Origin of the sequence: Micromonospora sp. NBC_01638 (genome assembly GCF_045209745.1) — a bacterium.
GTDB lineage: Bacteria > Actinomycetota > Actinomycetes > Mycobacteriales > Micromonosporaceae > Micromonospora.
This window is the reverse complement of record NZ_CP109273.1, coordinates 5328571-5346826: the sequence shown is the minus strand read 5'-3', so window position 1 is coordinate 5346826 and position 18256 is coordinate 5328571. Positions and strand designations below refer to the sequence as shown.

The following is an 18256-nucleotide window of genomic DNA, read 5'->3' as shown; positions in this document are numbered from 1 at the left end:
GCAAGGATTGACGGGATGCCCGGCAGACCTCTATAACGTTATAGAGGTGGTGCTGGATGTCAATCAAACCGCCATTGTTTGACCACGGGAATCCCACCGACATCCATCCGTGGCGCCCGTCCCTCGTCACGTGACCACCCGATGCCCACCGCCAACGCGCTTCGGGCCCGGCTGCACCGCCCGCGGCGACTCGCCCCCCGGAGACGGCATGACACGACAGGTCCGCATCCGCCCCGCCCTGCCTCTGCTGGTCATCCTCACCCTGGTCGCCGGCCTGTTCGCCGCGCCCACCCGGCCAGCACAGGCCGCCCCTCCCAGGACGCCGCCACTGACCACCCCCTGGACCAGTCAGGCGTTGATCGGCACACCGCTGCCGGAGTACCCGCGACCGCAGATGACGCGGCCGGACTGGCTCAATCTCAACGGCGAGTGGCAGCTCCGCCAGTCCGGCACCGACGACGCCCCGCAGTTCGGCACGGACCTGCCCGAGCGGGTCAACGTGCCCTTCCCGGTGGAGAGCGCACTGTCCGGCATCCAACGGGCCGCCAACGACAACCGCAACTACCTGTTCTACCGGCGCACTGTCACCATCCCGGCGAACTGGTCGGGTCGGCGGGCCCTGCTGCACTTCGGCGCCGTCGACTGGCAGAGCACCGTCTGGGTCAACGGCATCCGGGTCGGTGCGCACACCGGCGGCTACGACGCCTTCACCTTCGACGTGACCCCCCAGCTCACCGCCGGAGCCAACGAGATCGTCGTGAAGGTCTGGGACCCCACCGACACCCGGCAGAACGGCAGCCTGCCCCCCATCGGCAAGCAGACCAAGACACCCAGCGGGATTTTCTACACCCCCAGCTCGGGCATCTGGCAGACGGTGTGGATGGAGCCGGTGCCCACGGCCTCCATCAGCAGCGTGGACGTCTACCCGAACCTCGCCAACAACACCCTGCGGGTCCGGGTCTTCACCCGGGGCGACGTGAGCGGCCACAGCGTGCTCGCCGAGGCGCTGAACCAAGGCACCGTGGTCGGCTCGGCCACCGGTGGCTTCACCGAGTTCAGCGTGCCGGTGCCCAATGCTCGCCGCTGGTCACCCGACGACCCGTTCCTCTACAACCTCCGGGTGACCCTCCGCAACTCCGGAGCTGCCACCGTGGATCGGACCACGCACTACTTCGGAATGCGTGAGATCACCACCGGCCTGGTGAACGGGGTGCTGCGCCCCAAGCTCAACGGGCAGTTCGTGTTCCAGGTCGGCACCCTCGACCAGGGCTACTGGCCGGACGGGCTGTACACCGCGCCGACCGACGCCGCCCTCGCCTTCGATCTGCAGAAGCACAAGGATCTCGGCTTCAACATGGTGCGCAAGCACATCAAGGTCGAACCGCAGCGCTGGTTCTACCACGCAGACCGTCTCGGCCTCCTGGTCTGGCAGGACATCCCGTCGATGACCGCGCAGGACATCAACCCCACCGACGCCCAGCAGGCGCAGTTCGAGACCGAGGCTCGCGAGATCGTCGACGAGCACCGCAGCTCCCCCGCCGTGATCGCGTACACGCCCTACAACGAGGGTTGGGGTGAGCGAGCCCTGGCCGACACCCGCAGGGTCGCGCAGAACATCAAGAACCAGGACCCGACCCGCCTGGTCAACCCGCACAGCGGCCACAACTGCTGCCAGTCCCTCGGCAACCCCGGCAACGGTGACATCGACGACTGGCACGTCTACCTCGGACCGGGTTCCCCCGTACCGTCGAGCAGCCGGATCGCGGTGCTCGGCGAGTTCGGCGGTCTGGGCCTGCACACGCCGGGCCACGAGTACAGCCCGAACGGCAGCTTCTTCGCCTACGAGTGGCAGGCCAGCTCGAGCGCGCTCACGGACCGGTACGTGGGGCTGGTGCAGGGCAGCCAGAACCTGATGCTCGGCAAGGGGCTGAGCGCCTCGGTATACACCGAGATCACCGATTTGGAGGGCGAGCTGAACGGCTTCCTCACCTACGACCGACAAGTGATCAAGATGGATCAGGCGCGGGTCCGCGCCGCGAACACCGCACTGATCAACGCCGCAAAGACAATCGGCAGCTCGGCGCCCGTCGCCCTGCCGGTCAACACCCGACGGTCGTTGCAGGTCACCACGCCCGGCTACACCAACCGGTACCTGCGCCATCAGGACAGCCTGGCCTACACGGAGGTGGTCGACGCCGCCAGTTCCAGCCTGCTCAAGGCCGACGCCACGTACACGGTGCGGCCCGGTCTGGCCGACAGCAGCTGCTACTCGTTCGAGTCGGTCAACTTCTCCGGGCAGTACCTGCGCCACCAGAGCTCCCGGGTCCGCAACTCGCCGGACGACGGCTCCGCGCTCATGCGTGCCGACGCCACCTGGTGCCCACGCGTCGGACTGACCGGCACCGGAGTATCGCTGGAGTCGTACAACTTCCGGGGTAGATACCTGCGGCACTACAACTCGGAGGTCTGGCTGAGCGACGGTGCCGGCGGCGACGCGTACAACACGCCGGCGTTGTGGGCCGCCGACAGCACCTGGAACATCGCCGCCCCGTGGGCGCCCTGACCGGTCAGGGGCGTCAGGACAGAACGACACAGGGGGTTCCGGCCTGAGCCGGAGCCCCCGCGTCACGCGGGGCCGCCTGCCGAGCTGAGAGCGCTACGGAGGCGGCGACCGCACCGGCCGGCTGACCAACGAGGTCGCTCCGGGCTCACCGGGGAAAGGGCTCCTGGTCGGCCAGTACGACCAGGTCGCCGGCGCGGGCCGACAGCGGTGCCGTCGCTCCGTCGAGCCACACGAGATAGCCCACCGGCGGACCCGACGAGCCCCACTGTGCACCGATGATCGTGGCCGAACGCGCCTCGTTCGGTTTCGTGAGCAGGCGCACTCGGGTGCCCGGCGCGTGTCCGTCGTCGGCGACGATGAGCAGCGCGTCGAGGATCTGCCGGACACCGACGGTCGGCAGCCCCTCCACGTACGGCTCACCCGCGTACCCCACACGTGGCGTCATCATCGTGCGGAAGAGCGCGGCCTGCCGGATCGCTTCCTGGCGAATCTGCCGGTCCGTGCTGCGTTCGGCGATGGCCAGCGCCTTTTCGAGGATCGACCAGAGCACCAGCGGCTCCCGGTCGAGCAGCCGGCGGGCCTCGCGGTCGACGTCGGCGCAGGCCGTGTCGAGCGCGGTGTCCTCGCCCAGCTCCGCGATCCAGGCGAGGTCCCCCACGTCGGGCAGCAGCCCCGGCGACTCGGCCGCGACCACGATGTACAGCATCGCCAGCAGTTCCTCGCGGCCCTCGCCGTGGTAGAGCAGGCCCACCCCGGTACGGCCACGGCTGGGTGGGAAGCGTTCGGCGAGGTGCTGGGCGCGGCCGTGCGGCAGGGCCGCGGCCCGCCGCGTGTCCGACACCCGCTCCTCGAAGGACCGCCGCTCACGGCGTTCGACGAGCAGCTGGCGGTGTGGGTCGACGCCGGTCGGATAGATCGTCCGCCCGTACGTGGAGAGGGTCTCACCGGGTTGCAGACCGACCGACTCGAGTTGCCGGGCGGCCTCCGTGTAGGCGACGCCGGCGCGGGCCGCCTGCTCCCGGATGGCGCGCTTACGGGCACGTCCCGGGGTCGGGGTCCGCCGGGGGTTGCGATCAGTCATGGCGCCTCCGGTGCAGGCCCACGCACTCCACCGAACAGGCGGCGTGGCCGGCACGCCGGGAGTCGACACAACGGCGCGGAGTCGGAGACTCTTGGCCCCAGCATGTGGTCAGGCGTGGGCCACCACATCGGGCGCTGGCAGGCGCGCTGCCACGGCCAGCATATCGCGACTCCGCCAACGGCACAGACATGCACGCCTGTCCGAAAGATCCCGATCCTCTTAACCTGGTCGCCCACCCGACGGTCCCGGTGTCAGCCCGTGTCGGTGACGTGTCGGAGCGGTGTCAGCCGGTCCGCGCACGCTGTTGGGCATGACAGCTGACCTGGTGATCGAGGCCGCGGGCCTCGTCAAGAACTTCGGGAAAACGAGGGCGCTGCAGGGCGTGGACCTCGCCGTGCCCCGGGGGACGGTGCTTGGCGTGCTCGGCCCCAATGGCGCCGGCAAGACCACCGCCGTACGCATCCTCACCACCCTCCTGACCCCGGACGGCGGCACCGCCCGGATCGGCGGCTTCGACGTGGTGCGTGACGCCGAGCGCGTTCGTCAGAGCATCGGACTCACCGGCCAGTACGCCTCGGTCGACGAGGACCTGACCGGGCGACAGAACCTGGAGCTGTTCGGCACCCTGCTGGAGCTGGGGCGCACCGGCGCCCGGCGACGCGCGGCCGAACTACTCGACTGGTTCGACCTGACCGACGCCGCGAACCGACAGGCCAAGACCTACTCCGGCGGCATGCGGCGACGACTGGACCTGGCCGCCAGCCTCGTCGGCTCCCCCGACGTGATCTTCCTGGACGAGCCGACGACCGGACTCGACCCGGCCAAACGCGAGGACATGTGGGACGTGGTCCGCTCGCTGGTCGGCAACGGCTCGACGGTGCTGCTCACCACGCAGTACCTGGAGGAGGCCGACGCGCTCGCCGACGCGATCACGGTGATCGACCATGGCCGGGTCATCGCGCACGACACACCTGAAGGGCTGAAGCGGGTGGTCGGCGGGCAGACACTCGAGGTCCGGCCGTCCGACCCGGCGCAGCTGCCCCGGACCGCGGCGATCCTGACCCAGGTCGGCTCCGGCGCGCAGGCCGACGAGATCCGCAAGGGCGTGCTCGCGGTGCCGGTCACCGACGACGCGGCGCTGACCGAGAGCGTCGCGCGGTTCGCCACCGCTGGCATCGCGGTCACCGAACTCTCCCTGCACCTGCCGAGCCTCGACGAGGTGTTCTTCACCCTCACCGGGCGTACGGCGTCCGTTGACGACACCACCCGCCCCACGGAGGTCGCGGCATGAGCACTCTGATCGACGACTCACCCACGAGGACCCTGGGGCTCTCGGCAGCCGCCCCGAACCCACGGCCGTTCCGGCTGGTCCGGCACTCGTTGGCGCTCGCCAAGCGCAGCCTCATCAAGACCTGGCGTACGCCCGAGGCGCTCATCGACGTCACGTTGCAACCAGTGCTGTTCCTCATCATCTTCGTGTACATCTTCGGCGGCGCGGTCGCCGGATCGACCCACGACTACCTGCAGTTCCTGCTGCCCGGCATCCTGGCGCAGACCATCGCCACCGGCGCCATCGCGATCGGCGTCAACCTCAACACCGACATCTCCAAGGGCATCTTCGACCGGTTCCGGTCGCTGCCGATCCCCCGCTCCGCACCACTTGTCGGCGCGGTCCTCGGCGACGTCGTCCGGTACGTGATCGTCACGGTCTCGACCCTCGCGATCGGCTACCTGATGGGCTTCCGGATCGACACCGACCCACTCCGGACGATCGCCGGGTGTCTGCTCGCGGTGTTGTTCGCGCTGTGCCTCAGCTGGCTGCCCGTCCTCGTGGCGATGGAGGTCCGTACCCCGGGTGCGGTGCAGGGCCTGATGTTCGCGCTGATCATGCCGCTGAGCTTCGCGTCGAACGTGTTCGTCGACGCCGACACCCTGCCGGGCTGGATGCAGGCCTTCGTCGACGTCAACCCGATGACCCACCTGGTGGCGTCGGTGCGCGGACTGTTCCTCGGCACACCGCTCGGCTCACACGTGTGGTGGACGCTCGCCTGGTGCGCCGGCTTCGTGGCGGTGTTCATGCCGCTGGCGCTGCGCGCGTACCGCAAGAAGATCTGAGTCAGGCGAGCAGATCGTCCATCAGCTCACGGATCCGGGTGACGGCCACAGCGGGCGGCCGCTCGCGCCACGCGGCCAGTAACGGCTCACGCTGCTCCTCGTCCCCGAGGACGGCGCTGAGCCGTTCGCCGGTCCCGGTTGGGAAGAACATCTCGATGTGGGTGCCGATCCGCTTCGCGAGTGCGGCCAGTTCGCGGGCGGTGGCGACGTCATCCCGGTACGCCGCGAGTTCCGCGCCGCCCGATGCCCACGCCCCGATCACCGGCAAATCCCTTGAGGTCAGCGCATCGTCGCGGGCGAGCGACAGCAACGCGGCCGCCTGGACGTCGGCGTCGTTCCCCGACACCTGCCGGGCCTGGGCGACCCTCAGGTGGAGGATCGCCACCGCGGCCCGGAGCATCACGCGCGGCTGCGGCGGCCCCGCCCACCCGGCGAGGATGCGAGGCACCTCGTCGGCGTGGGCGAGCGCCTCGTCGTAGCGCTCGCGCTGCCAGGCGAGGTGCGCCAGGCCGAGAAGCGCCTGCGCGGCGTCCATCTGCTCGGCCTGACCCGGTGCGGCCGTCTCACTGAGTCGCCGCTCCGCCTCCGCGTCGCCGGTGAGGGCGAGCTGCACGTCCAGCCGGACCCGGATCGACCGCGCGTCCTGCGCGGCGCCGACCAGTTCCATGTGCTGAACGCTGCGCTTCAGCCACTCGGCCGACCGGGCTTCCCCGCCCGGTACCAGGAACTGCCCGACGGCACCCGCCGCCATCGCCATACCCCAGTGGTCACCGGCAACCTCGAAGCGGTGGTACGCCTGCTCGGCGTCGCTGATCGACGCTTCCGGCAGGCCGCCGTTCTCCCGTACCGCCGCGCGCGCGAACAGCCCGAGGCCCTGCACGTACGGGTCCGGGTGCGCGATCATCTCGGTCGCGCTCTTCATGCTCTGCTCCAGATCGGACGCGTCGAAGCCGGGCAACGCCGACGCGAGTGCGGTCAGCCGGGGCGACACCTCGGCGGGCCGTTCGGCCTGGAGCGTCCGCAGGGCCCGCCGGGCGAGCACGGCGGGCCGCAGATCGGCGCTGATGCCGGCGTTCACGCTGATCACCACGCACGTCCAGGCGAGTCGGTCGGCGTTGGGCAGCGGCCGGCCGCTGGCCCCGCCCCGCAGGATCGCCGACCGTCGCCGTCGCTCCGGGTTGTCGACGTTCAGCAGCCCGCGCGCCCACGCGAGGACCTCAAGGTGCAGGCCACGCACCGACCAGAGGTGGAACAGCGCGGTGGCGACGTCGACCGAGGCGGGCTCGTCGTCCTCTCCCAGCGCCCACCGCAGGCCCGCGACCAGGTTGTCCTGCTCGGCGGCGCAGCGGCGGAGCGCCTCGACCTGGCCGGGGCCGACGAAGCGGCCGGCGAGCGCCACGGCCTGCTCCCGGGCCCACCCGACCAGGCCTGCCATGACCGGACCCCGGGCACCCGCAGCGTCGAGCCGGGCTTCGCCGTACTCACGGACCGTCTCGAGCATTCGGTAGCGGGGCGGACCGTCCCCCTCGAGCAGGGTCAACAGGGACTGTTCGACGAGAGTCGCCAGGCCGCGCCGTACGTCCGGGGTCTGCGCGACCGCAGCGGCGAGGTCGGCAGTGAACGGCGCGGGGATGGCCGCGACCCGCTGGAGCAACTCACGGTCGCCCGCGGTGAGTAGTTCCCTGCTCCAGTCGACCATCGCCCACAGGCTCGCGTGCCGCTCCGGCAGGCCACGCAGGGCGTCGTCGAGCAGCGCGAACCGGTCACTCAGCCCGGCGAGGACATCGTCGATCGGCATGTGCCGCAGTCGCGCGGCGGCCAGTTCGAGTGCCAGTGGCAGGTTGTCGAGGCGGTGACACAGCGCGAGCACCCGCTCGGTGTCCCAGGTCGGCACCGCACCACCGGCCCGCGCCCGGGACTCGACCAAAGCGAGCGCGTCGGTGTCCGGCAACGCGGTCAGCCGGTGGACCAGCTCGCCGGCCAGGCCCAGCGGGGCGCGGCTCGTCGCGAGCACCGTGACCTCCGGCGAGGTCACCGCGACCAGGTCCGCGACGACGGTCGCCACCGCGTCGAGGAGGTGTTCGCAGTTGTCCAGCACGACCAACCCGTCGAGGTCGGGTGCCACGGCGCGTAGCCGTTCCTCGGGGCTGAGCACCCGCCGCTCAAGGCCCAGGTTGCCGCCGGTCGCCGAGGTGTCCGCGCCCCCGAGCGCCGCGAGCACCGTGGGAAGCACCTCGTCGGGCGAGCGCAGGCCGGCGAGTTCGATCACGCGTACCGATTGCCCGGCCGCCGCCGCGCAGCGCGTCACCTCGGCGGCGAGCCGGGTCTTACCCGCGCCACCGGTCGCCACGATCGTCACCAGGGCCGCACTGGTGAGTGCCTCGCCCACGGTCTCGACGTCCTGCTCCCGGCCGACGAGGGCGGTCATCGGCCGGCGCCAGGCGGCGGGCAGGGCGATCCGCGTCGGCTGCCGGGGCGGCGCCTCGGCGACCGGAGTGGTCAGCTCGCCGCGCAGCAGCGCCAGGTGGACCTGGGTGATCACGGGCGACGGGTCGGTGCCGTACCGGTCGGCCAGTTCGGCCCGGAGTCGCTCGACCACCTCCAGTGCCTCCGCCTCCCGCCCCTGGGCGGCGAGCACCCGGACGAGCAGGGCGGCGGACGGCTCGTCGGGCGGCGTACGCGCGACGAGCCGGCTCAGGTCGGCCTCGTCGAACGGGCCCGCGCCGGCGAGTGCCGCCTGCGCGCGCAGGGCGGCGACATCCGCGAACAGGCGCGTGTCCTCGGCGGTGACCAGCTCCGGAACCTCGGGGAACAGCGCACGCGCCTGATCGGCCAAGCTGCGGGCGCCACTGGCGTCACCGCACCAGAGCACGGTCCGCGCCTGGTCGACGAGCGCGCGCGCCTCGACCGCGTCGACGGTGACCTCCTCGGCGGGCAGACGGTATCCGCCCGGCACCGCGACCACGGGCAGCCCGAGACGGCGCACCCGGGACACGAGCGCCTGAACGGCGCCAGTCGCGTCGTCGGGTGGCGCGCCGTCCCACACAGCGTCCACGAGCAGGCTCGTGGAGACCGCCCGCCCACGCGCGTCGACGAGCGCGCGGATCACCGCCGCGAGCCGTTCGCCCCGAACGGGCCGGCCGTCGACGGCGAATGGACCGAGGGTCGTGATCTGCACGGACCCAGCATCCCCCACGCGTGCACGGCCCCGACGACCGCCGGTCCACCAGACTGGCCGCCAGTAGCCCATCGCTGACGAAGCCGAGCAGCGCACGTGGGGTGCATCCGCGTACAGTTTCGGGTCGGACTTGGGGTGGGCCGGCTGGATCCGGCACGGGATACGGGACGAGACAAAGACGCATGACGGTGGACAACATTACCGAAAACGGTCAAGATGGCATTGACCGAAACCGGCTGGAGGCCTGCCTCAGCGTCTTCGAGGCGCTGGAGGCCCTGCCCCCCGACCACCCCGACGTGGTGCGGGTGCAGCGGGCCACCGCCCGGCTCTACAAGGTGATCAAGCAGCGGCGACGTGAGGAACGGCGAGATGCCATCCTCGCGGCCGACCGGGCGGTGACGGAGGCCACCGCCACCGGCGCTCCAGGGCGCATCGACGACGAGACCCAGGGCATCCCGCTCGCGTCCTCCGCCGCCGGTGAGACGGCGGGCTTCCTGCACAATCCGCGCGGCTGCTACGTCTGCAAGCAGCGCTACCGCGAGGTGGACGCCTTCTACCACCAGCTCTGCCCGTCCTGCGCCGCGCTCAACCGGGAACGCCGCGACGCCCGTACCGACCTGACCGGCCGGCGTGCGCTGCTCACCGGCGGCCGGGCGAAGATCGGCATGTACATCGCGCTGCGGCTGCTGCGCGACGGCGCACACACGACGGTGACCACTCGGTTCCCGCACGACGCGGTCCGCAGGTTCGCCGCGATGCCCGACAGCGGGGACTGGCTGCACCGCCTGCGCATCGTCGGGATCGACCTACGCGACCCCGCCCAGGTGATCGCCCTCGCCGACTCGGTCAGCAGCCAGGGCCCCCTCGACATCCTGATCAACAACGCGGCGCAGACCGTTCGCCGCTCCCCCGGGGCGTACGCGCAGCTCATCGCCGCGGAGGCCGCGGCTCTGCCGGACGGCCCACTGCCGGAGCTGATCACGTTCGCGAAGCCGGACGGCCAGAGCGGCCCGGTGGGCAGTCTGACCGCGCAGTCGACCGCGCTCACCCCGCACGCGCTCACCGCGCTGGCACTCACCAGCGGCTCCGCCTCACCGGACCGGATCGCGGCGTCCACGGCCATCGACGCCGGGGGTCTCGTGCCGGACCTCGACTCGGTCAACAGCTGGGTCCAGCGGGTGCAGGAGGTCGACCCGGTCGAGCTGCTCGAAGTGCAGCTGTGCAACGTCACCGCGCCGTTCGTCCTGGTCAGCCGACTGCGTCCGGCGATGGCCGCGGCGCGGGCCCGCCGGAAGTACGTGGTGAACGTGTCGGCGATGGAGGGGCAGTTCGGCCGTGGCTACAAGGGGCCCGGGCACCCGCACACCAACATGGCCAAGGCCGCGCTGAACATGCTGACCCGCACCAGCGCCGAGGAGATGTTGACCGACGGCATCCTGATGACCAGCGTCGACACCGGTTGGATCACCGACGAACGTCCCCACCCGACGAAGATGCGGCTGGCGGACGAGGGTTTCCACGCCCCGCTGGACCTGGTCGACGGCGCGGCCCGGGTGTACGACCCGATCGTTCGCGGCGAGCAGGGCGAGGACCTGTACGGCTGTTTCCTGAAGGACTACGCGCCCTGCGCCTGGTGACCACCCGTACGACGAGGAGAACAACATGTCAGCTGACCGTGACCCGTGGCCGACGTTGGACGAGCTGCTGCGCGAGGAGAGCGAGCTGGAGCTTGCGGGCCTGTCCGAGACGGACGCGTACGAGCTGGGGATGCTCGCCGTCGCCGCCGCGAGTGAGCAGCGGCTGCCGGTGTCGGTGGGGGTGTGGCGGGCCGGGCGCCAGCTGTTCCACTGTGGCCTGCCCGGGTCGACGGCGGACAACGACGGTTGGCTGCGCCGCAAGGGGCGGGTGGTGATGCGGTTCGAGCACTCGTCGCTGTACATGGCCCGGTTGTGCCAGGACAAGCAGGTCACGCTGACGGAGAAGTTCGGCTTGCCGGCCTCGCGGTACGCGGCGGCCGGTGGCGCGGTGCCGCTGCGCGTTCGCGGCACCGGCGTGGTGGGCTGGGTCGGTGTCTCCGGACTGCCGCAGCTGGACGACCACCGCTTCGTCGTCGACATCCTGCGCAAGCTCCCCCGCTAGTCGAGCGGCGCTGGCCGCGAGGGCGGTCAGCGTGCGCGCCGGTTGGCGCGCACGGCTCCGAGGAGCACGCCGGGCCGGGTCAACGAGCGCGGATGCTCCTGCATGGAAACGACCTCGTTGAACCGTCGCGCGGTCGTCACGTCCGTGACGGTCGCGGCGATGATCTGCCTGCTGGCCCAGCTGGTAATCCGATGGCCACGCGGGTAGGGCCCGTCGACGTGGGGCAGCGCCAGATCGGCAGAGGTCGATATCGACCACGCGGCGTCGACCACGACCTTCTGCAGTGCGAGGTACTGGTGCGCAGGCACGGTCAGATCCGGGCCGGACCGCAGGTACGTCGACAGGCAGGCCGCGTGCAGGGCCCCCGCCGTCATCCCCTGCCCGTACACCGGGTTGAACGACGCGACGGCGTCGCCGACGCTGACCAGCCCGGCCGGAAACCGCCGCAGCGCGTGGAAGTCGCGCCGTCGGCTGTCGGCATGGTGGTAGGTCTGGACGTCGCCGAGCATCTCCTGGCCGGCGACGTCGCCGAACTCGGGCGGGAACTGCTTTCGCAGGCGGCGGACGAAGTCCTCCCCGGTACGGCCCGGACGGTTGTCGCCGTAACCGGCCATCATGGCCATCCACCGACCGTCCTCGATGGCGAAGAACGCGGCACCGGCCACGTCCGCCGCCATCCTGGGCGTGTTCAGGGCCAGGACGACCGTCGAGGCCGGGGTCACCGCCGGGCGTCGGAACAGGGCGGTCGCGTAGTTCAGGTGCACGGCCATCCGCCTTGTGACCGGCCGCTCCCAGCCGGCCCGTTCCAGCCAGTCCGACAGTTTGCTCGAACGCCCCATGGCGTCCACCACGAGGTCTGCGCTCTCGACGCCGGGCACCCCACCGACGTCGCAGCGGACCCCGGTGACCGCGGCGCCGTCGAACACGAGACCGGTGGCACGGGCAGTTACCGTCTTGACGTTGGGCAGTCGGAGCACCTGCTGGCGGATCAGTCCCTCCAGGAGTGGCCGGCTGCCCGCCAGGCTGTCGGCGTCGTCGGGGACGACGACCTTCAGGCGGCCGTCGAGGTAGTTGCGCCTGGACGCGGGCGGCGCCTCGACCGCCCCGCGCGCCAGTGCCTGCTCGCGGAACTCCGGAAACAACCGCTCCAGATGCAGGAGGCCGCCGGGCAGCAGCGCGTGCAGCTGCGTCCCCTGGGGTACGCCGGCCCGCGCGCCGGGCAGCTGCGGGTCGTCCCGGTCGATGATGACGACGCTGTAGGCGTAATCGGACAGCACCCGGGCCGCCAGCAGGCCGGCGACACTGCCGCCCACCACGACGGCCGTACCCATCAGCGGGGAAGGCTGGTCGGGGGGTCGCACCGCGTTGAGCTCTGCGAAGACCCGGGACGGGGAGAGGGACATCGTGCTCTCCAAGGGGATGGTGTGGTGCCCTCCCCCGTGTCTGCCAGCGAACGGGGCGCGGGACAGACCGGTGGACGGTCGTTCGGCGTGACGCACGCCGATCGTCGCACACACCCGCCGGACGTCAACCGACCGTGTCCGCTAGGTGACCATCTGTCGGACGATGCGGTGGATCCGATCGACGTTCGGGTGGGTCGGTTGGCGCGCGTCAATGCCGCCTGTCACGATCTCCGGCATGCCCGTTGCGCGTCGTACTCTGCTCGGGGCCGGCCTGGCCGCCGCAACCTCCGCCCTCACCGGCTGCGGTGACAACAGCGCGCCGGACCCCGGTCTGGCCGGTCCCGGCGACGCGGTGACCGCGACCGACGCCGCCGGAAACAGGGTGGGATTCGGCTCGGCCGGAAACTTCCGGACGCCGTCCGGCGCACCCACCGCCACTCCGCCCGGGAACGGCGGTGCCGCGCCAGCCGGTCAGGCCCGCTACGCGCAGGACGTGACCGCGCTGCTTCGGCGACACCTGCCCGCGACACCGCAGACCGTTCAGCACAAGGGTTTCCCCGGCGCGGTCGCTGTCGTCCTGGTCGATGGGAAGACGACGGTGCACACCGCTGTCGGGGAGGCGCTGCGCTACGACGCGGGCCCGAAGCTCCTCACGGCCAGCCAGCGTGTCGCGATGCTCCCCGACTCCATCTTCGACCTCGCCTCGGTCACGAAGGTGTACACGGCCATCCTGCTGCTGCAGCAGGTCGACAAGGGGCGCGTCGACCTGGGTGCGCCGGTCCGCGACTACCTGCCCGCCTTCACCGGAGCGGGCAAGGAGCGGATCACCGTCGAGATGCTGCTCACCCACACCAGCGGTCTTCCGGTCGGCGCCAAGGTCACCGGCCTTCCCGACAACGAGGCCCGCTGGAACGCCGTGCTCACCACCGGGCTGGTCTCCGGCGCCGTTGTCGGGAACACGTTCCGCTATTCCAGCGTCGGGCTCATGGTCGCCGGCAAGATCGTCGAGAAGGTCACCGGTCAGGGGCTCGACCAGGCGCTCAGGAGCAACCTCACCGGCCCGCTCGGCCTGCGCGACACCGGCTTCAACCCCAAGACCTGGATGTCCACCAGCGCGAGGTCCAGCCGCCTCGTCGCCACCGACGCCCGCTCGTCCCGGGGCCTGCTCCGTGGCACCGTCCACGACGACGTCGCCAACCATCTCGGCGGCATCGCCGGTCACGCCGGCATCTTCGCCACCGCCAGCGAGCTCGCGGCGATCGGTCAGATGCTCCTCGACGGGGGCACCCACAAGGGCAAGCGGATCCTCGCCGAGGCGACCGTGCGCCGGATGCTCACCAACCACAACGCCGGGAAGCCCGCCGTCGACCCCGAGCGGCCCAACCGGACCTCGGCCCACGGCCTCGGGGTCGTCCTCAACCAGAGCTGGTTCATGGGCAGGCTCGCCTCCACCCGGACCTTCGGCCACACCGGCTTCGCCGGCCCCTCGCTCCTGGTCGACCCGAACCGCAAACTCGTGCTCGCCCTGCTCACCAACCGCGCGCACCCCAACTGGAGTTGGGCGAACCCGGACCCGGTCCGCGCCGCCGTCGGCGACCTCCTGGCCAAAGAGGTCAACTGACCGCAGCGCCACTGCACAATCGAACCCCACCGTTCCTCAGATTTTTCAAGTACCAACAGGAGAGTGTGGACCTTCCCTTCCGGCCGTTCCTCCGCTCGGATTCGTTCGCCCTCAGGCGCGGAGGCGTTCCAGCCCGTCCAGGAGCAGGTCGAGGGTGAACTCGAACTCGGTCTGGCCGTCGCACCAACCGAGGGTGGGGTCGGTGACGTCGTGGATCTCGGCGGCCACCATGGCCGTCAGGTGCGGTAGCGCCTCGGCCATCGCGGCCAGGTCCGCCTCCGCGACGTCGTCCTCCATGCTCCCGCCAGCCGACGACGGGCTGAAGATCTCCTGCGCGAACCCGAGCGGCAGACTGCCAAACGCGTGCATCGCCCGCGGCACTGCTCGCCACGGCTGTCGACCTCGCGCTCGACCCGGTCGGCGACGCGGCGGCCACCGTCCAAATTCTTTACCTGACCAGCGGCAACCTGTGGGGCGTCGGAGCGCTGTTCTTCGGCCTCTGGCTCATCCCCATGGGACGCTGCGTGCTCCGCTCGAACTGGATGCCCCGCCCGCTCGGCTGGATCCTCGTCGGCGGCGGCATCGGATACCTGCTCAGCGCATTCATCGGATACCTCGCCCCTGACGCACAGGGCATCGCCGACGTTCTGGTCGCTCCCGCGACGATCGGTGAGTTCTGGATGATCGGCTACCTACTGACGCGCGGCGTCCGCCGCCACGCATACGACCAGGCACCATCCGACGGGCAACCGGAGGCCGCGCCAGTGACCGCCTAGCCGCGAACACCGTCGATGGCTAGCTGGTCGTACCGGTTCATGGACCTGCAGAGGCCGACGAGCCCCGGTCGATCGACCGGGGCTCGTCGGTGGAAATCCGTCAGGCAAGGTCGAAGCGGTCGAGCTCCATGACCTTGGTCCAGGCTGCCACGAAGTCGTTCACGAACTTGTCGCGGGCGTCCTGGCTGGCGTAGACCTCGGCGAGGGCCCGCAGCTGCGAGTTGGAGCCGAAGATGAGGTCGACCGCGGTGGCGGTCCACTTCACCTCATCAGTGGCCAGGTCGCGGATCTCGTACACGTGCTCGTCGGACTTCGACGCGCTCCACCGGGTGCCCGGGGAGAGCAGGTTGGCGAAGAAGTCGTTGGTGAGCACGCCCGGCTGATCGGTGAGGACGCCGTGCTGGCTACCGCCGGTGTTGGCGCCGAGGGAGCGCAGGCCGCCGATGAGGACGGTCATCTCGGGCGCGGTCAGGTTGAGCATGTAGGCGCGGTCGACGAGCAGCACCTCCGGCTGGGTCTTCTCGCCCGGGCGCAGGTAGTTGCGGAACGCGTCCGCGCGCGGCTCGAGGACCCGGAAGGACTCCACGTCGGTCTGCTCCAACGTGGCGTCGGTGCGGCCCGGACGGAACGGCACGGTCACCTTGACGCCGGCGTCACGCGCCGCCTTCTCGACGGCGGCCGAGCCGGCCAGCACGATCAGGTCCGCGAACGAGACCTTCGCGCCACCGGCGGAGTTGAACTCCCGCTGGATGCCCTCGAGAGTCTCCAGGACCGTCGCGAGCTGCTCGGGCTGGTTGACCTCCCAGCTGCGCTGCGGCTCGAGGCGGATCCGGGCGCCGTTGGCGCCGCCGCGCTTGTCGGTGGACCGGTAGCTGGCGGCCGAGGCCCAGGCGGTGGAGATCAACTGGGCGGTCGTGAGGCCGGACTCCAGGACCTTCGCCTTGAGGGCGGCGACGTCGGCGTCACCCACGAGCTCGTGGTCGACGGCCGGCACCGGGTCCTGCCACAGCTGGGCCTCCGGGACCCACGGCCCGAGGAAGCGGTCGATCGGGCCCATGTCGCGGTGCAGCAACTTGTACCAGGCCTTGGCGAAAGCCAGCGCGAACTGGTCGGGGTTCTCCAGGAAGCGGCGCGAGATCTTCTCGTACGCCGAGTCGACGCGCAGCGACAGGTCGGTCGTGAGCATCGTCGGCTTGTGCTTCTTCGACGCGTCGTGGGCGTCCGGGATGATCGCCTCCGCGTCCTTGGCGACCCACTGCTTGGCGCCGCCGGGGCTCGTGGTGAGCTCCCACTCGTAACCGAAGAGGATCTCGAAGAACCGGTTGCTCCACTGCGTCGGCACGTCGGTCCACGTCACCTCGAGACCGCTGGTGATCGTGTCACCGCCCTTGCCACTGCCGTGGGTGCTCAGCCAGCCGAGGCCCTGCGCCTCCAGTGGGGCCCCCTCGGGCTCCGCGCCCACGTGACCATCGGCGACGCCGGCACCGTGGGTCTTGCCGAAGGTGTGGCCACCCGCGATCAGGGCGACGGTCTCCTCGTCGTTCATCGCCATCCGGGCGAAGGTCTCGCGGATGAAGTGCGCCGCCGCAAGCGGGTCGGCGTTGCCGCGAGGCCCCTCCGGGTTGACGTAGATGAGACCCATCTCGGTGGCCCCGACGCCGGCCATCATCTCCTTCTCGGAGGCGTAGCGCTCGTCGCCGAGCCAGGTGTCCTCCGGACCCCAGAAGATCTCCTCGGGCTCCCACACGTCCTCGCGACCGAAACCGAAGCCGAAGGTCTTGAAGCCCATCGCCTCCAGGGAGACGTTACCGGCGAGCACGATCAGGTCGGCCCACGAGATCTTCTGGCCGTACTTCTGCTTGACCGGCCAGAGCAGCCGGCGGGCCTTGTCGAGGTTGGCGTTGTCCGGCCAGCTGTTGAGCGGAGCGAAACGCTGACCACCGTCGCCGGCGCCACCGCGACCGTCCCCGATGCGGTACGTGCCGGCGGCGTGCCAGCTCATCCGGATCATCAGGCCGCCGTAGTGGCCGAAGTCGGCCGGCCACCAGTCCTGCGAGGTGGTGAGGGCCTCGGTGATGTCGCGCTTGAGGGCCTCGACGTCGAGCTTGGCGAACTCCTTGGCGTAGCTGAAGCTCTCCCCCAACGGGTTGCCCTTGGGCGAGTGGGCGTGCAACACCGAGAGGTCGAGCTGGTTGGGCCACCAGTCCCGGTTGGTGCGCGGACGACCGCCGGTCTTCGGGGTCGGCGAGTCGATCGCCGGGTTCTCGCTCTCGCTGCCGTGCGCGGTCACTGAGTCGTGCGCGACCGGGCAGCCGGCCGCTGCCTTCTGGTCCACGCCCTGCGCACTGATGGGGCCGTTGTCCTGGGTGTCGCTCATGTACTTCCTTCCGAGCTTGCGGATCTCTGGGGCATGCGGTCGGTCGCACAGTCGGGGCAGGTGCCCCAATAGACGACCTCCGCCTCGTCGACCACGAAACCGTGGTCGACCGGGGCGGTGAGACAGGGGGCGTGACCGACGGCGCAGTCGACGTCGGCGATCGCGCCGCAGGAGCGGCACACGACATGGTGGTGGTTGTCCGCGACCCGGGACTCGTAGCGGGCGGTCGCGCCGGCAGGCTGGATACGCCGCACCAGACCAGCATCGGTGAGCACACGCAGCACGTCGTACACCGCTTGGTGGGACACCGTGGGATGATTCGCCCGTACCAACGCGATCACCTCGTCGGTGCCGACGTGCGGGTGGTCGCGCAACGCCGCGAGCGCCGCCAGTCGGGGCCGGGTCACGCGCAGCGAGGCGGCCCGCAGTTGCGCCTCGAAGTCGGACATCACCTGACGAACACTAGCTTACTATTTTGGAACCGATCAAGTTTTACGCCAGTTCGTGCCCGACAGCCATGTCGAGAACTGATGACTGGCTCCGTCCCCGGGGTGAACGTGACCACGATGGGTCGCACCAGCATCGAGGAGAAACAATGGCCAAGTACCTGCTGCTCAAGCACTACCGCGGCGCGCCGGCGGCGGTCAACGACGTGCCCATGGACCGGTGGACTCCGCAGGAGATCTCGGCCCACATGCAGTACATGAACGACTTCGCGGCCCGGCTCGAGGGGACCGGGGAGTTCGTCGACGGTCAGGCGCTCGCGCCCGAGGGAACGTTCGTCCGGTACGACGGTGAGGGCCGGCCGCCGGTCACCGACGGCCCATTCGCCGAGACCAAGGACCTCATCGCCGGCTGGATGGTGATCGACGTCGACACCTACGAGCGCGCCATCGAGCTGGCCGGGGAGCTGTCAGCCGCCCCTGGGGCGGGTGGTAGGCCGATCCACGAGTGGCTCGAGGTGCGTCCGTTCCTGACCGCGCCGCCCACCATCACGGAGTGA

General features: G+C 70.6%; 14 protein-coding genes. 8 read left to right on the top strand and 6 right to left on the bottom strand.

Annotated features, from left to right (window positions below; all coding sequences use genetic code 11):
* The first annotated feature begins 208 nt into the window (after nt 1–208).
* A complete protein-coding gene (locus OG811_RS24890) occupies nt 209–2563 on the top strand; it encodes an AbfB domain-containing protein (RefSeq protein ID WP_406069126.1) in 2355 nt (784 codons plus the stop codon).
* A gap of 145 nt (nt 2564–2708) precedes the next feature.
* Here OG811_RS24890 and OG811_RS24885 read toward each other — a convergent pair whose 3' ends face one another.
* Nucleotides 2709–3644 carry a hypothetical protein gene (locus OG811_RS24885; RefSeq protein ID WP_406069124.1) on the bottom strand — a complete coding sequence of 312 codons (936 nt, stop codon included), beginning with the start codon at nt 3642–3644 and terminating at the stop codon, nt 2709–2711.
* A 310-nt stretch (nt 3645–3954) separates the two neighbouring features.
* Between OG811_RS24885 and OG811_RS24880 the strand changes: the two genes are divergently transcribed.
* On the top strand, nt 3955–4935 hold the full coding sequence (locus OG811_RS24880; RefSeq protein ID WP_406069123.1) for an ATP-binding cassette domain-containing protein: 981 nt from the start codon (nt 3955–3957) through the stop codon (nt 4933–4935).
* Nucleotides 4932–5759: an ABC transporter permease gene (locus OG811_RS24875; RefSeq protein ID WP_406069121.1), complete on the top strand. Its 828-nt coding sequence runs from the start codon at nt 4932–4934 to the stop codon at nt 5757–5759. Before OG811_RS24880 ends, OG811_RS24875 begins: the two co-directional genes overlap by 4 nt.
* Before the next feature lies 1 nt (nt 5760).
* Here the strand turns inward: OG811_RS24875 and OG811_RS24870 are convergent, their stop codons facing one another.
* The gene (locus tag OG811_RS24870; protein ID WP_406069119.1) at nt 5761–8937 is read right to left on the bottom strand and encodes a BTAD domain-containing putative transcriptional regulator; all 3177 of its coding nucleotides are present in this window, start codon (nt 8935–8937) and stop codon (nt 5761–5763) included.
* A 182-nt stretch (nt 8938–9119) separates the two neighbouring features.
* Here OG811_RS24870 and OG811_RS24865 point away from each other — a divergent pair, with 182 nt between their 5' ends.
* Nucleotides 9120–10574, top strand: a complete 1455-nt coding sequence (locus OG811_RS24865; protein ID WP_406069118.1) for an SDR family NAD(P)-dependent oxidoreductase — start codon at nt 9120–9122, stop codon at nt 10572–10574.
* A 25-nt stretch (nt 10575–10599) separates the two neighbouring features.
* Entirely contained in the window at nt 10600–11076 is a 477-nt protein-coding gene (locus tag OG811_RS24860; protein ID WP_272618255.1) for a heme-degrading domain-containing protein, read from the top strand.
* A gap of 26 nt (nt 11077–11102) precedes the next feature.
* On the opposite strand, the gene OG811_RS24855 is transcribed toward OG811_RS24860, so the two are convergent.
* On the bottom strand, nt 11103–12479 hold the full coding sequence (locus OG811_RS24855) for an FAD-dependent oxidoreductase (protein ID WP_406069116.1): 1377 nt from the start codon (nt 12477–12479) through the stop codon (nt 11103–11105).
* 235 nt (nt 12480–12714) lie between these two features.
* On the opposite strand from OG811_RS24855, the gene OG811_RS24850 reads away from it, so the two are divergent.
* Nucleotides 12715–14100 (top strand): serine hydrolase domain-containing protein, encoded by a 1386-nt coding sequence (locus OG811_RS24850; protein ID WP_406069115.1) that lies wholly within the window; start codon nt 12715–12717, stop codon nt 14098–14100.
* Nucleotides 14101–14211: 111 nt separating this feature from the next.
* Here the strand turns inward: OG811_RS24850 and OG811_RS24845 are convergent, their stop codons facing one another.
* Nucleotides 14212–14469, bottom strand: a complete 258-nt coding sequence (locus OG811_RS24845) for a hypothetical protein (RefSeq protein WP_406069113.1) — start codon at nt 14467–14469, stop codon at nt 14212–14214.
* Between the two features lie 11 nt (nt 14470–14480).
* Here OG811_RS24845 and OG811_RS24840 point away from each other — a divergent pair, with 11 nt between their 5' ends.
* The gene (locus tag OG811_RS24840) at nt 14481–14876 is read left to right on the top strand and encodes a DUF4386 domain-containing protein (protein ID WP_406075900.1); all 396 of its coding nucleotides are present in this window, start codon (nt 14481–14483) and stop codon (nt 14874–14876) included.
* Between the two features lie 100 nt (nt 14877–14976).
* Here OG811_RS24840 and katG read toward each other — a convergent pair whose 3' ends face one another.
* Both katG and OG811_RS24830 read right to left on the bottom strand, forming a co-directional pair.
* On the bottom strand, nt 14977–17253 hold the full coding sequence (katG, locus tag OG811_RS24835; RefSeq protein ID WP_406069112.1) for a catalase/peroxidase HPI: 2277 nt from the start codon (nt 17251–17253) through the stop codon (nt 14977–14979).
* Nucleotides 17250–17705, bottom strand: coding sequence for a Fur family transcriptional regulator (locus tag OG811_RS24830; protein ID WP_406069110.1), 456 nt, complete (start codon nt 17703–17705; stop codon nt 17250–17252). The genes katG and OG811_RS24830 overlap by 4 nt, the downstream gene beginning before the upstream one ends.
* Before the next feature lie 143 nt (nt 17706–17848).
* On the opposite strand from OG811_RS24830, the gene OG811_RS24825 reads away from it, so the two are divergent.
* A complete protein-coding gene (locus tag OG811_RS24825; RefSeq protein WP_406069109.1) occupies nt 17849–18256 on the top strand; it encodes a YciI family protein in 408 nt (135 codons plus the stop codon).